Source organism: Leptospira selangorensis, from assembly GCF_004769405.1.
Taxonomy (GTDB): Bacteria; Spirochaetota; Leptospiria; order Leptospirales; family Leptospiraceae; genus Leptospira_B; species Leptospira_B selangorensis.
The window spans coordinates 326690-342191 of sequence record NZ_RQES01000016.1 but is presented as its reverse complement, the minus strand read 5'-3'; the positions used below and the strand labels follow the sequence as shown (position 1 = coordinate 342191).

Genomic DNA, 15502 nt, shown 5'->3' with positions numbered 1-15502 from the left:
AACTTATTGGAAATACTGTTCAAAATAACAACCAAAATTCTTTCAAAGGAGAAAAAAATCTTATTTAGCCCAAAAGAGATGGTTTTTCAAGGGAATTGATGATTTTAGAAGAAAACCGGATCCTATACCAGACAAGAAGAATGGGAAAGAAGAGCGAACCGATCAAAATCAAAAGCCAATTCGGATGCGCATAATAACCTTTTTCTAATACGGATTTCCAATCTCCCAGATTCGCGTAGTTCAGGTAAGAGAGCTGTCCTAAGAACAAAAACACCCAAGACGGCCAAAAGACTTTGGATTCCTTAAGTAAAAATGGGAACATCCAAAGAAGATACCAAGCATTTACCACCGGAGAAAAATAGAAGAATAAGAAGAATGTAATCCCTATCTTCTCCTCTTCTTCCAAATCCGAAAAATATTTTTTATTCAAAAAGAATAATATACTTAAAATCGCAGGAAAAGCCCAGAAAACCCTAGAGAATTCCCCAAATAGAGCCTGAAGAATATTATAACCCAACGGAAAGAACGTAAAACTTCCCACAAATCTGGTTAAAGCGGTAAAATCAGTTTCTTTAGAAAATAATAGAAAAGGAGAATATGTTAAGACTATTCCTAAAATGGAAAAAGTTAAATCTATCCCTAACCTTTTCCAATTCCGGCTTTTATCCCAATACGACTTGAATATAAAAGGAAAAAGGAATACTCCAAATCCTTTTACTGCTATACTGAGCCCCCAAATAAAAAAGCCTAAACGATACCTGCCCTTCTCCGCTAAACAAAAAGAATAAAACAAAAGAAAGATCCCTATGATATCCGGATGAGAATTTAAAAAGATCTCTTTGATCAGAATTGGATTCCAAAAATATAAAGAAGAAGATCGAGTCCCATATTTAGCTTTGATCAAGAAGAATAGAAGAATGTCCGGAACCAAAAGAAAAAGTTTAAGTGCCCATAACTTCCAAGGAAATAGAATATGTATGAGATAAAAATAGATCTCTAACACCGGCCCATAAATTGTGGGCCAGTCGGGATGATTGATCCTGGAAAGTATTTCAGTTTTAGTCGGATCCGATTCTCCAAAAAAAGATTCCGGGGTGATACCGTAAGGGCTTCCTTTTTCGGAACTAATCCACCCATCCCAAAGATAACGTGCCCAATCGTCTTCGAAAATTGGAGTCGAAAAGATCAAAACAATACGAAGAAGAAGTCCTAAAACAAAACTGAATCTTCCGGAAGTTTCAAAAGTTTTAGAAAGAAATAAAAATCCATAAACGACACTTAATCCGCAAAAACCTAAGATGTATATACTTCCAGTTAAACTTCTTCCTTGGTTCTTCACTTCCCAAAAGAGAAAAATACCTAGATAAACAAGAGTGGCCAGGATCCAAATCAGGTTTCCGCGGTTTAGAATATGGCTTCTTCTTTCTTTATTATTCCTTACGAATCCCAAGGTACATTTCCCTTTTCACTGTTAAATACCATTAAAAATACAGGACATTTGTCTGTAATATTAAAAATATTCTGCTATATAGGAATTTTTGTATTACTTATTGACGATTTCAAGGCCTTCTCCCAAGTTAGCCCAAATGAAACTTATAATCTCTTTTGGCATAGTATTTCTAATTTCTTCCTCTCTTTTCGCCTCCGAAAAACTTTCCGGAGTCAGAGGATGGTTCATCAGTGCACCCGAAGCATTATACTTACACAGTCAAGGTGCATTGTTTGTGGATGCGAGAGATGGGATCAAAGTATCCACGTTCTCCAAGTCAGTTCCTTTAGGTTGGCAGGAAATCTCTCAAAAAGAATTTCCGAACCAAGGAAATTTGGTCCAGGCTTCAGAAGCGAAGGAACTCCTACGGAAAAAAGGATTGGATACCAATAAGATCGTTTTGGTATTCGGGGACCCTACAGGAGGATGGGGAGAAGAAGGTAGGATTGTATGGTCTCTGCGCACATTAGGTTTTTCTAAATCATTTATAGTGGATGGAGGAATTAACGCTTTGCAAAAGGCTTCTAATTCTCCTGTCCCAAATCGCCCTGAAATTCTTTCTAAAATAAACGTTTCCGCTTCTGAAAATAAAAATTGGTCGGCAGATTCCAAATTGATCCAATCCGAACTTTCGGATAAAAAATTCGCATTCATAGACACCAGAGAAGAAAGAGAATTTTTAGGCCAAACTCCTTACGGAGAATCCAGAGGAGGACATCTTCCTGGGGCAAAGTGGATCTATTATAAACAATTCTTGGACAAAGACGGATATCTATTAAGCGAATCCAAAATTGTTTCTAAATTATACGAATTAGGGATTTCCAAAGATAAGACTGTGATCTCTTATTGTACCGGAGGGGTTAGATCGGGTTGGATGACATCCGTTCTGGTCTCTTTGGGTTATAATGCAAAAAATTATGCAGGATCTATGTGGGAATGGTCTTCTAAAGGGGATCAAAACCATCCTTTAGTAACTAGATAATATTTTTATAATGTTCATAAATAAAAGAAGAAGTTTAATATTAGCGGTCCTATCTTTATCCTTGGCCGCTAGTTTATTCTATTGTATCTTTACAAAGCCGAAAGATAAACCGATTCCAGTAGACGAGGTATTTTCTCAAGCACCTTGGTCCAAACCTTTACCTCATCTTCCTCCTCTTGCCGGAGTGGGAGAAGTTCGAGCGGAAAATTGCGGTAAATGCCACGTAGAAATTTATGCAGAATGGAAAACATCCACCCATGCAAATGCTCTTTCCGATCTTCAGTTCCAATCCGAACTTTCTAAATCTTCTTCTCCTCGTTGGCTTTGTTTAAACTGCCATACTCCCGTTGCCAACCAAAGAGAAACTCTGGTTAATTATCTGAATAACGGAGATTATAGAACTCCTATAGAAGAACCGAATCCTAATTTTGATCCTAAAATGAAAGCGGAAGCGGTTACATGTGCAGTTTGCCATGTTCGTCTGGATGAAAATGGGAACTCCTACGTTTTAGGGGCAAATGGTAAGACAAAACCTCCTCATCCAATCAAGATTGATCCTGATAAATTGAGGAATAGATGCCTAGACTGTCATAATGCAAATTATGTTTTGGACGACCAATTGGTATGCGCTTTCAAAACAGGAAATGAGCTGGAGCAAAAGGGAAATTCACACGGAAAGATCGCCTGCGGTTCCTGTCATATGGGAGAATTACAACGTAAATTAGTCAAACCGGAACTAAACACTCCAGTCAGGACTTCTCATAAACATTCTTTCATTGGAGGAGGAGTTCCGAAAAAATTCGAGCTCTATGAGAAACAGATCCCGGGAGGATATAGAACCGGGTTAAAAATAGAACCGCTTCAATGGAATAAAAAAGGGAACGATCTAGAATATTCAGTTTCTCTTACGAATGAAAAAGCGGCTCATAATATTCCGACCGGAGATCCTGAAAGATTTATACTTCTGAAAATTTCATTATTGGATTCCAAAGGTAAATCTCTTGCTAGTAAAGAGATCAAATTCGGACAAGAATGGGAATGGTATCCTAAGGCAAGACTTGTTGCAGATACTCGGATCCTTCCCGGAGAAACAAAGGTTTGGAAGGATCTATTTGCAGGGATCAACGGCCAATCTAAGATCGTATTCGAAATTTATCATACTCGACTGAAAGAATCGAATGCGGAACATATGAGAAAGAATAGCGAAAATGTTCGCTCGGATCTTCGTAAAAAGATCTCAGAGATAGAAAATTTCTATCCTTTTTCCAGCATTGTTCATAAAGAAGATATAGATCTAAACTCTAGAAAGAATAGGATCTATTCTCCTGAGGAACTTTTTAAGATCTCTAAAAACAGAAGAGGAGAATAAAACGTTTGAAAGCTCCTTGGGCAAATTCTAAATTTCTGATCCCTGCCCTAAACGAAGAAGAATCCTTACCTAAGGTTTTGGATTCTCTTTTTGGATTTGGGATCTTGCCCGGGCAAATTTTGATCTTAGACAATGGATCCAAGGATTTAACTCCTCAAATTGCGATCAACGCAGGAGTGATCTTAATCCAAGAACCGAAAAGAGGTTATGGAGCTGCATGTTTAGCGGGGATCCATTATCTCCTAGAAAGAAAAATTTCGCCTGAATTTATCATATTCATGGATGCGGACGGTTCGGATGATCTAAACAATTTAAAAGATCTATTCTCTGCATTCTCCCAAGATCCAAATACAAATTTTGTAATAGGTTCTCGGACTTTGGGAAATGTGGAACCCGGTTCCTTGTCTTTCTTACAAAAATTCGGGAATTGGCTTTCTTGCTTTTTGATCCGATTATTTTACGGAGTAAAATTCACCGATCTAGGTCCATTTCGAGTTCTCAGATGGCAATCCTTATTGGATCTGGATCTGCAAGATCCTACTTGGGGATGGAATCTTGAAATGCAAATCAAAGCGATCCGAAAAAAATTTAAGATCAAAGAAGTTCCCGTCAATTATAGTAGAAGAAAGGGAGGAAAGTCTAAGATCAGCGGGAATTTGGTTGGAAGTTTAAAAGCAGGTGCAAAAATACTTTATATTTTCTTTAAGTTAACATTTTTTTCAATTTAGTCCAATTATAAGGCCTTCTTAAAACTTTCAAAGAAGGATCAAATTCGGTTTGGGAATTCCATTCCGAGATTATAATGATCCGATCCCTATTCTTGAACTTCTCCCAATCGAAGTCTTCGGATAAGATTTCTTCTTCCGCAAAGAAAGCATACATTTCAGGATAATTTTCCAAAACGGTTTTTGCCTCTTGTAGGTCGTAAGCTGGGAATATTTCAAAACCTAATCTTCTTAATAAGGCGATTAAGTAGGTCTGTCCTTTTAAGTTTCTCTCCAATACCAAGATCTTTTCGTTTCTATTTTCATCAGTGATCTCCGGATTTCTACTTAAGGGTAGAAAAATTTCAATGCAGGTACCCTTTCCGATCTCACTATGCACATGGACCATTCCATTGGACTGCTTTACAAATCCGTAAACCATTGGCATTCCGAGGCCGGTCCCCTTTCCGGATTGTTTGGTGGTAAAAAATGGTTCGAATAATCTTTCTAAGACTCGATCGTCCATTCCACAACCTTCGTCTCGGACTGAAATGATACATGCGTCTTCCATATCCACAAATCCCGGGATCATGGACCTATGTTCCTTTCCTGCGGGAGAAAATCCTGTGCTTACTAAAATCCGTCCACCCTGTGGCATCGCATCTCTTGAATTCAAACAAAGATTCAGAAGCGCATTTTCCAAACCGTTCTTCTCGAAAGAACAGATCATTGGAAAATCCTCAAGACAGAATTCGATACTGACTATATCGTTTCTGATCCTTGTAAGTATGTCTGCAAAATCGGAGATCACATGACTTACGTCCGCTTGCTCGGGATTTAATGCCTGCTTGCGTGAAAATGCTAATAGTCTTCTATTGAGTTCGGATCCTCTTCTGACCGCGTCTTGGGCGGAAAATACTCTTTTTAATAATTCAGGCGTTTCCCTAAGATTTAATTCTAGAAGATCCAAATTGGCTAAGATAATATTCAGAAGATTATTAAAATCGTGAGCCATTCCTCCTGCAAGTTGACCCACTGCTTCCATCTTCTGGAGTTGTCTAAGAGAATCGTTCCATTCTTTCTCCTTAGTAATATCCTGCATGGTTCCGGTCCCACCGATAAATTTTCCATTTCGGTTCAGTAAACCTTCTCCTTTTACGGAAAGAATTTTTTCTATTCCATCCTTTGATACGATATGAAGTTCGGTTTCTTCGAAGATACCTTGGGAAAGGAATTTTTCGTAATTTTGCGAGATACGAACTCTATCTTCCGGAGGAATAAATTGGATAAAATCCTCGAAGCCAGGAGGAGAATCATTAGGATCCAGACCGAATATTTCGTACAAACCGGGTGACCAATTTGCTTTTCCGTCGAACTCCATTGTCCAACTTCCCATATTCGCAAGCTTTTGTGCATTATATAGCTGTTCACGATTTACATTTAATTCGTCCGCAAAGGATTCCAACTTCAGAATGGTCAATCTATCATCCGTAATATCCCTACCAATGCAGAAAACACTTCCAGATTCAGGAGAATGAGATATATTCCAGTAGATATATCGGAGCTGTCCATATTTCGTTATATAACGATTTTCGAATCCTTCCTTACGTCCTGACGCTATCTTAACCTTTGTAAGTTCTATATCATCCGGATGTATGAACTCCAACAGACTCTTGTTTTTTACATATTTTCTTTCATAACCTAAAACCTTTTGGAAGGCAGGGTTCGTTTTCCGGATTATACAATCCAAACCTATGGTAACTATAATCTCCGAAGAAAGGTCTATTAATGCTTTTCTTTCTTCGTCTGCAACCCTTCTACTTACTATCTCTGCGAATCTTTTGGAAACGACTCCGAGTAGATCTAAGTATGCTTCTTCCGGATTCAAAACTCTTTCGGAAAGAAGTTCTATTTCGTAAAATCTTCCGTGAGAAAGTATCGGGATCCCGATCCAAGAACGAAAACCCGCTGCTATTGCCGCATCTTTTCTTTTTAATTCCTTATCCGATACGAGATCAGGTATAAAATATAATTCTCCGGATTCACTGACCTTCTTTAATATACCTTCTTTGATGCTGAAAAATTTATTTATGGATTCTTTTCGGAACAGAAGTTGAAGGTCGGAGCCATAAACATAAGGATCTTCTTCATTTATATAAACAGTATTGTCTTTGGATCTCCAGATCTGTCCGTAAGTCCATGCAGTGTTCTTAATTAAGGTTTTAAGTACTTTTTCGAACGCTGAACTTAAGGTATCTGAAGTGGAAATATCCCAGAGTAAACTTTCTCCTATTGCCCAGGAGATTTCTTTCTTTTTCCTTTGAGTGATGTCTAGATAATAAACTAAAAATCCATCGTGCCTAGGATAGATTCTAGCTTCTATCCATGAATTAAATGGCTCGAAGAATGTTTCGAATACACAGGGATTTCCTGTCTCTTTTGCTTTTTTATATTGGGTTTCGAAGTCCGTTCCGAATGTTCTGGGAAAATCAGTAAGTATATTTTTGCCGATCAGACTTTCTTTAGGTCTGCGTAAAACTTCCTCCGCCTTTTCATTTACATACGTTAAGTTCCAATCGAGGTCCGCAAAAATAAATGCGTCAGGTATATGATCAAATACCAAGCTTGTTTCTAGATTTATTTCGGGAGTTTGGTCGGGAACTGCTTGTTCCGATGGTTTGTTACTCTTTCCCGAGGACATTCTGCCAAGGGTATTATTGTTAACCGAATTTGGAAAGAATTTCTGGGATTTTTTCCGGATGAACAGGTTTAGAATAATAATAACCCTGCCCTACGTCGCAACCGGCTTCCTTCATCAATCTTTCCACTTCTACAGTCTCTATTCCTTCTGCGACGACATTCATTCCTAATTTATGCCCTAAATCAACGGAAGCCTGACAAATAAACAAGGATTCTCTATCCCTTGGGGAATCCATAACGAAGGACTTATCTATCTTCAGTTCAGTGAATGGAAATCTATGCAATTGTTTTAGAGAAGAATAGCCTGTACCGAAATCATCAATAGATAAACCGATTCCTCTGATCCTAAGCCTAGTTAAAATATCCTGAGTAAAACGAATGTTCTCTAAAAAGCCGGTTTCCGTGATCTCCATCTGGAATTGGCTTTGTGGTATCCCTTTATTCTTAATTTTAGCAAGGATCCTTTCCGGAAAGTCCAACTCCGTTAAAGTCACGGGAGAAACGTTAACCGCAACGCGTAGTTTTCGTCCGTTTGTATGCCATATCCTTGTCTCATCTAACGCGAGATCTATAATTTTCTCAGTCATTAGATTTAAGATGGTAGTTTCCTTTTCCATCAAAGGTAAAAATGAATCGGGGAATACTAATCCTAATTTAGGATGGTTCCATCTTACCAGGGCCTCGAAACCTTCTACCCTTCCCGTTTTTAGATCGAACTTAGGTTGATAAAATAATACGAACTGATCGGAACGGACTGCGTCTAAAACTTCTTCTTTTTCGAATGTGGGCCCTGATTTTCCTTTCCCGCCGGCTTTGGTGCGAGAAGAAATATCCGATTCTTTTTCGGCAATCGCAGATAATGTATTTCGGATATCGGAAACTCGGATCGGCTTTTCCATAACCGCTGCGATATGTAGTCCATATTCTCCGGCTAATGTCTCTGCGCTATGAAGCGTTCTTCTGTCAGCACCGGAGATCAAGATCACATCAGGATGAACTTCTTTTTCGGACAAGAAGCGGATCACATCCACTCCGTCCATTCCTGGGATCATCAGATCCAAGATCACACAATCAAAACTTGGATCTACCTTATCTAAAAAATCGGGAGCCGTATGAGATAATGAAACTTCGAAACCACAATCTACCGCGATCTCTCCCAAGATCTTTGCGATCTCTTCTTCGTCGTCCAGGATCAGAAGTTTTTTAGAATTTCTTGAATCCGTCATGGAAGAATTTCTCCGATATTGCGAACCGCTTCTTTCAATGAGGTTTTTGTATAAGGTTTTCGGACCAGAGGAATAGTATTAGGAAGTTCTAAACTTTCCACTCGGCTCGAAGAAGTAGCGATTATTTTTCCCGAACCAAATCTTTCCAGTTCTTTTTTCAGATCTATCCCTTTAGAATCCGCTAGTTGGAGGTCCAACAATACGAAAGAGATTTCCGGATCGCCTGAGAAAAATTTTGCCAATCGTTTCATATCCGAACTCACATGAGGTTCGTAACCCAGTTCCTTTAAGTATACACAAGCCAATTCAGCAGTTTCTCGATTTTCTTCCATGACCAAAGTTTTCTTTTTGGTCGCGACAAGTTGTTCGTCCTTTCCCTGCTCATGCAAAGGTAGGAATATTAGAAAACTGGAACCATATTCCGGCGCAGTAATTACTTTTAAAAAACCGTTCGATTGTTTTACAAAACCATAAACCATGGTCAATCCCAAACCGGTTCCTTTTCCTCCTCCCTTGGTCGAAAAAAAGGGATCAAAAATGCGGGCCTTAGTGATATCGTCCATGCCTGTCCCAGTGTCAGTGACGGTGACCAAAAAATAATCCTTTTCTTCCAAACCGGAGATTTTGGGACCTTTTGTATCTCCATTACGAACAAACCCGGTAGAAATAAATATTTTACCACCGTCTGGCATAGCATCTCGCGCATTTAATGCAAGATTGAGTATCGCGTTCTCTAATCCGGTCTTTTCTATGTCGCAAACCGTTTTCTCATCAGCGATCTCGTATTCTATTTCTATTTTTTCAGTCCTGATCCTATCCAGAATAGGAATGAAATCTTTTAATACCCGGTTTACGTCGCATGATTCCGGATTCAAGGCTTGCTTTCTAGAAAAGGCAAGAAGTCTTTTATTGATCTCGACCCCTCTCTGTATAGCGTCCTGTGCGGATCTCACCCTTTTCATCAGATCTTCAGAATCTTTCAACTTCATTTCAAGAAGATCTAGATTTGCTAATATTACATTTAATAAATTATTAAAGTCATGAGCCATTCCACCTGCGAGCTGTCCTACAGCCTCCATCTTTTGGGAATGCCTTATCCTCTCTTCCGAATTTCGTCTTTCCGTAATATCCCTTTCGATTCCCATCAAATGAGTGACGATACCTTGCTCATTCACGATAGGAAAGATATCCATCTCAATCCAATATTCTTTTCCATCTTTATCGTAATTGATTATCTCTTCGAAACAAGGTTTAGCTTCCGAGATTGCTTTTCGGATCCGATCCAGTATCGCTCTATCCGTCTTAGGTCCTTGCAGGATCCTAGGAGTTTTTCCTAATACTTCTTCTCTTTTATAACCTGTTAACCTTTCAAAAGCACCGTTAACATATACGATCTTTGGTCCAGGTTCATCTATAGGGGAAGCTTCCGTGATCAGAAAAATATCTTTGGATCTTTCTATCCCTATCTTAAGAAGATTTAGATTTTCTTCGGTTGTCTTAGCTTGTAGCACTAGTCTTATAGAACGATCTAAAAGATCAGTGCTTACATTCTCTTTGAGCAATAGATCGGAGAAATTGATCTTGGAGTTTTTGAGTATTTCTTTACTTTCCTGATTTTCGGAGATTACGATCAACGGGAGAAGGATCTGGGCCTTCTTCAGAATATCTAAACTATTTCGAGAATTGTATTGGAATAATATAACGTCAAAAAACTCAGTCTTAGTTTTTTCCAAGGCTTCTTGAAAATCCAAGACTCTCGTACAATTAGGGGAAAAGGATTCGATACCCCCTAATAGAGTTCGGATCCATATGTATTCTTCTTCCCTATCTTCTATAATTAAAATACTGGACCGCATCAGGCATTCGACGAAAAAACGAGACGTTTAACCCGCGTTTCTCTCCTTAAAAAAAATCCGATCTAAATATTTTTAGCTATCAGAAATCTATATAGAGCATAAGCCTATTGAAATTTCACGGCAGGAAGATCCGAATTTTGAGCAAGAATAGAATACCGCAATGGCTCTTAGGATCTACACTATTCTTCTTTTTTTTGGGCTGCCAACCTGGAAAGGAAAGCCCAAAAGTCATACAAGGGATCTTGGATCTTAGACAATGGAATTTCCAAACGGATGGGAACATCAGTTTGGAAGGAGAATGGGAATTTTATTGGAATAGGCTTCTGCCGGATACCAATCCTAAAGAACAATCCTCATCAATCTCTTATACAAAGGTCCCCGCAAAATGGGACAAAGGACGTAACGTCACTCATAAATATCCGAGCTATGGTTTCGCAAGTTATAGGGCAAAAGTATTACTGCCTGAATCAAACACTCAACTTAGCCTTAAGATCTCCTCCATCAGTTCCTCTTATACCTTGTTCATAAACGGAAAAGAGATCTCTAAAGGAGGAAATGTAGGGAAAGAAGAGTCCGAATATTCTCCAGGTTATAAACCGGGCGTTTTTAGTTTTATCTCCGACAAACCGGAGTTAGAGATCCTAATTCATGTTTCGAATTATAAATATTCAAACGGTTCAGGGATATGGAATCCGATCCAATTAGGAAGCACATCCGATATACAACAGCTTTCTTTAAGAGCAACAATGCTGGATTCAATCACGTTCGGAACCTTGTTCGTGATGTCATTATATCATTTTACGTTTTATTTAATGAGAAGAAGGGACCCTTCCGCCTTATTCTTTGCCGTGCTCTGCTTGTGTATCGCTCTTAGAGTTTCCTTTTATGGAGAAAGGATTTTTTATAATGTATTTCCCATTTTCAAAAACTATGAGTTTTCGGTCAGGGGAGAAATATTATTCTTATTTTTACTTTTGCCGGGAACAATTCTATATGTTCAATCCATATTCAAGGAACAATTCAGAAAGGACAAAGTATTCAATATTATATTTTACTTAAGTCTACTTTTAGTTTTTTCAGCGGCATTCTTCCCGACAAAACTATTCACAATGTCCTTCTTCATTAATTCTTTAGAAACAATGATGTTGGGAATTTTGACCTATCTCTTTTTTAGACTAGCCTTTATGTCCTTCAAAAAAGTAGAAGGAGCCAGAATTTGTTTTTTCAGCCTAGTCGTAAACTTGATCACGGTAGCAAATGATGTTCTATACCTAAATAAGTTTATTGATTCTTTCTATATGGTTCCGTATGGAGTTTTAGCCCTGGTTCTTTCTCAATGTGTATTACTTGCCTCACGATTCTCCAAAGGATTTGTGCTTGCGGAAGATCTGGGAGAAGAACTTAAAAAACTGAATGTAAATCTGGAACAAATCGTAATCGAAAGAACCGAAAATCTGAATGAGTCTTTGAAACTTTTAAAGGGAGACCTTTCTCTCGCTAAAAAGTTACAGCAGAAAACATTACCTACTCTCAATTTAAACGGAAAGAACGTATCGATCCATCCTTATTATCTTCCTATGTCAGAGATTGGAGGAGATTATTATGATATTTTCGAACTGGAACCCGGCTATTTCAGATTATTTTTGGTGGATGCAACCGGGCATGGGGTACAGGCAGCACTTCTCACCATGACAATCAAGGCTGAATTCGAAAGTATTAAGTTTATCAAAGACCAACCGTCTCGTATATTAGAATTATTAAATGCAGCTTGTTGCCAAAAATATAAAAGTATTAATATCATATTCTCCGCAGTTTTAGCTGATATAGATCTGAACAATAATGTATTATATTATTCTTCAGCGGGCCATCCGCCTCAGGTTTTAAAACAAAAACAAGAAGGCGCAGACTATTTATATTCCAGAGGGCCGATCATAGGTCTGAAAAAAGAAGCCACTTATAAAAATGTGACCGTACCCCTTCTTCCTGGAAATCGGATCTTCTTCTTTTCGGATGGCATTTTCGAAGAGTTCGATCAGGAAAAAAAGGAATTCGGAGAAAACCGGGTCTTGTCCATTTTGAGTAGAAACACCGGAATCCAAGAAGTAGCAGAAGATCTGATCTCGGAACTACAAATTTTTGTAGGCCCGAGAGGATTCCAGGATGATGTTACTTTACTCGCAGTAGAGGTTCATTAAAATTCTTTAATTTTCAAAGAAGATATAGGCAGAGAATAAAGTCCTCTTGAGGTTTTATCAAAGGAAGGAAAATACACTCTGCCCTCGAATGGAACAGAAACGGAAATATCCTTAATTTTAGTACCGTCATGCATAGAATAATAGAGAGGTTTTTTACCACTCGGGTCGATCACAAGTATTCCAGTATTATGAGAGATAGGTAAAATTTTCTGAGGCAATGATAGGATCACTTTTTTAAGCCAAGGATTCTTATGTACGAAATTCACAAGTCCTGATCTTCTTTTGATAATCCCGGTCCAGATCCTTCCGCTTTCATCTCTTTCGAGTCCATCCGCAAGGCCTGGAAGATTTTCGAATAGTATTTCCGAACTTCCTTGATTTTTTCCGGATAGAAACGCTCTGATAATCCTAAACTTAGTCGTTTCCGTAAATACTACGGACTCTTCTTTTCCATCAGCGCTTTTTTCTAGAAGTATTCCATCCACAAAAGTAAATCCGTTTAACACGAGTGAGATCGTATTTTTGCTTTTATCCAGCATCCAGAGTTTTCCATGAGGATAAAGCCCTATTGCTTCGGGAACAGCACCGCTTCCCATAGCAGCATCCGTTCTTTCAAAAGGTTCTGTGATATAGATACGATTTCCGTCCTCGGATATAGCAAGATCGTTACATAAAGAAAACGGTCTTGAATTAGAAAAATTCAGATCTTTCAGAGAAGCAGTAGGCATCTCCGAAAAAGAATATACTTTCTCAAATTCCTCTTTTTCTAATTTAGGAAGATCTAAAATAACCGGATTTATCTTCTTAGTTTCAATATTTACTTCGTAGAGACCTACTCTATTTATTTCTTCATAGATCTCTCCTCCCAATCTAGAAGCGCATACTAAAATTTTATCCTTTTTCTTATCCGAATATTGCATTCCGGCAGGATTGACTGGAGGTTTTAACCATTGTTCCGCTTTTCCGGTTGTAAAATTTAGTTTCCAGATCCAGCCATCCATTCCGGAAGCATATCCCAATCCTTTCGAAGGATCAAAAATTAGATCATCATGTCCGGGTAAATCCGTCATTTCCACTTTTAGCCCGGCTATGAACGGGTCTTGTTTATCCTGAACTTCCGAAATGGAAGAAGGAACATCTCCTAATTTGTAGGGTTCCCCTATTTTAATCCCGGAAGGACTACACGCACCCGCAAGTGCAAAAGTGGATAATATTATAATTATATGATTTAATTTCATACTGCTTCCAATAATTTTCCGTATTTCTGGACATGAGGGACTTCTTCGTCCAGCCAATAAGCCTTATCTTTTTCTACCACTAGAATCTCTTCGAATTTAAAACCGGTTTTTCCTCTTCCTAAATGAGGCTCTATTGCCCAGAGACCTGTTTTTTCTCCTTCATGATCGGGAGTCAAAAGTTCAGGAAGAACCTTATGACTTAAAAATTCTAAAGAACCTTGTAAACTGAACCAACTTGCAAAACTAATCGGCAATATCGGAAAAGAAATATTCGGTAAATGAACTTTATAAACCCTATGACCGAGAACTGCAAATGGATACAAAGAGTGAACATTATCGAATCCATTCTTTTTGGAATCTTGGTCTATCTTATGCCAGATCTCGGAAGAACTCATGGAAGAAGAAAATAATTTCGGGAGTTCTTCCCTGAGTTTTAATAGATATCGCATTCCATTATCCAACTCAGGATTTTTATCCAGAGAAGAGGAATATCCTATATCACCGATATATCCGTCTACAACAGGAGAAACATCTAAGATGAAAGATTCGTTTGCTTGTAACCTTCTTTTACTCGGATGGAATTGAGTGAATCTTTTGTAACCGTCGAATCTTGCATGTTCACCAAACCAAGCGAAAGGACGATGCAAGAATACTTTAACTCCATGATCCTTTAAGAATGTTTCCATTCGTTTGACTGCTTGTAGTTCGGTCCAACCTTCTCGTATTTCTTTTTCAGTTTCGGTAACACATTTGTAGGCTAATCTTTGTGCTTTTAGGAATCCTTCCTTTTCCTCTTGTGTAGGAATATGAATGGATTTGGAAGTGTATCTGGAAATTTTGGAGGAGAGTTTGGATAATAATCCTCTTCGTCTTTCTATTGGCATATAGTTTCTCTAAGCTCTGATGTGGAAAGAGTAACAGAGAAAGGAAGATCCTGCTTGAATGATTCCGGTATGTGGTGAAATTTTAATTAGATCAAATCACCCGACTCACAAAATCGAACTTCGATCGCTTTTAAATGTCCAAAAAATAAAGAAGGCACAAATCCGAAAGTTTCTTTGAAGGTCCGGGTGAAATGAGCCGAGTCGGAGAAACCTGCGGAATGTGCAGCTTCTGTCAGACTCTTTCCTTCTTTCAAAAGTTTTGCCGCTTCTAAGATCCGAACCCATAATAGATATCTGCGCATCGGAATTCCCAGATTTTCTTTAAAAAGACGGATAAGTCTATCTTCCGAGACTGAAAAATTTTTACCTATCTCTTTCATTCTGATACTGTCAGGCATTTCCTTACGGATCATATTTGCGATCTGAACGATCCTCTCATCCACTACCTTTTCTAATTTTCGGAAAGGAAACACTGAGCGGAGAAGGTCTAAATGTAATTCCCAGGCTTCTTCATCATTTAATTTTCCGTAATATAATTCCCATAACCTTTCTATCAATGGTAAGAAAGTAGAAATTTCCAATTTTTTCACTTCTCCCTGTCCAGCAAACTCCGAGATGGATGAATATTCATATGTCTCGGGATCGATCAATAATGCGATCATCTCCACACCAGGAGAAACAGTTTTATGATATGTATTAGGCCCGACCAAAGCCACACGATATTCTTCTTTTCCCTTTTCAGTCTCGATATGAATATTATCTTTTAAGGAAATTGCCAAGGTAGCCGCGTAGTGGGAATGAAAATCCGTCTGCATGGAATTTGTGGCAAACATCACACGACCATTCCATAGATATAAAA

11 protein-coding genes are annotated in these 15502 nt (G+C 38.4%); 4 read left to right on the top strand and 7 right to left on the bottom strand.

From position 1 onward, the window contains the following. Window positions 1-64: 64 nt before the first annotated feature. A complete protein-coding gene (locus EHO58_RS12045; RefSeq protein ID WP_135680086.1) occupies window positions 65-1450 on the bottom strand; it encodes an MptA/MptB family glycosyltransferase in 1386 nt (461 codons plus the stop codon). 136 nt (window positions 1451-1586) lie between these two features. On the opposite strand from EHO58_RS12045, the gene EHO58_RS12040 reads away from it, so the two are divergent. Genes EHO58_RS12040 through EHO58_RS12030 form a run of 3 tightly spaced genes read left to right on the top strand, consistent with a single transcriptional unit; the run spans window position 1587 to window position 4568 of the window. Next, window positions 1587-2471: a sulfurtransferase gene (locus EHO58_RS12040; RefSeq protein ID WP_135680085.1), complete on the top strand. Its 885-nt coding sequence runs from the start codon at window positions 1587-1589 to the stop codon at window positions 2469-2471. A 10-nt stretch (window positions 2472-2481) separates the two neighbouring features. Next, complete coding sequence (locus tag EHO58_RS12035; protein WP_135680084.1) at window positions 2482-3840, top strand: multiheme c-type cytochrome; 1359 nt, start codon at window positions 2482-2484, stop codon at window positions 3838-3840. Between the two features lie 5 nt (window positions 3841-3845). Next, window positions 3846-4568, top strand: coding sequence for a glycosyltransferase family 2 protein (locus tag EHO58_RS12030; RefSeq protein WP_135680083.1), 723 nt, complete (start codon window positions 3846-3848; stop codon window positions 4566-4568). On the opposite strand, the gene EHO58_RS12025 is transcribed toward EHO58_RS12030, so the two are convergent. From EHO58_RS12025 to EHO58_RS12015, 3 genes are read right to left on the bottom strand one after another with little or no spacing between them, the layout of a single operon-like run. Beyond that, complete coding sequence (locus EHO58_RS12025; RefSeq protein ID WP_135680082.1) at window positions 4543-7245, bottom strand: PAS domain S-box protein; 2703 nt, start codon at window positions 7243-7245, stop codon at window positions 4543-4545. The two genes, EHO58_RS12030 and EHO58_RS12025, sit on opposite strands and share 26 nt — an antisense overlap. Before the next feature lie 19 nt (window positions 7246-7264). Then, a complete protein-coding gene (locus tag EHO58_RS12020; RefSeq protein ID WP_135680081.1) occupies window positions 7265-8470 on the bottom strand; it encodes an EAL domain-containing response regulator in 1206 nt (401 codons plus the stop codon). Continuing rightward, window positions 8467-10326 carry a PAS domain S-box protein gene (locus tag EHO58_RS12015; protein WP_135680080.1) on the bottom strand — a complete coding sequence of 620 codons (1860 nt, stop codon included), beginning with the start codon at window positions 10324-10326 and terminating at the stop codon, window positions 8467-8469. Before EHO58_RS12015 ends, EHO58_RS12020 begins: the two co-directional genes overlap by 4 nt. A 137-nt stretch (window positions 10327-10463) precedes the next feature. Here EHO58_RS12015 and EHO58_RS12010 point away from each other — a divergent pair, with 137 nt between their 5' ends. Beyond that, a complete protein-coding gene (locus tag EHO58_RS12010; RefSeq protein ID WP_135680079.1) occupies window positions 10464-12521 on the top strand; it encodes a PP2C family protein-serine/threonine phosphatase in 2058 nt (685 codons plus the stop codon). On the opposite strand, the gene EHO58_RS12005 is transcribed toward EHO58_RS12010, so the two are convergent. The 3 genes from EHO58_RS12005 to EHO58_RS11995 all read right to left on the bottom strand — a co-directional run bounded on the left by EHO58_RS12005 (window position 12518) and on the right by EHO58_RS11995 (window position 15476). Then, window positions 12518-13759 (bottom strand): SMP-30/gluconolactonase/LRE family protein, encoded by a 1242-nt coding sequence (locus EHO58_RS12005; protein WP_135680078.1) that lies wholly within the window; start codon window positions 13757-13759, stop codon window positions 12518-12520. The genes EHO58_RS12010 and EHO58_RS12005 overlap by 4 nt on opposite strands. Then, window positions 13756-14643 (bottom strand): M24 family metallopeptidase, encoded by an 888-nt coding sequence (locus EHO58_RS12000; RefSeq protein WP_135680077.1) that lies wholly within the window; start codon window positions 14641-14643, stop codon window positions 13756-13758. The genes EHO58_RS12005 and EHO58_RS12000 overlap by 4 nt, the downstream gene beginning before the upstream one ends. Before the next feature lie 86 nt (window positions 14644-14729). After that, window positions 14730-15476, bottom strand: coding sequence for a helix-turn-helix transcriptional regulator (locus tag EHO58_RS11995; RefSeq protein WP_135680160.1), 747 nt, complete (start codon window positions 15474-15476; stop codon window positions 14730-14732). Window positions 15477-15502 lie beyond the last annotated feature (26 nt).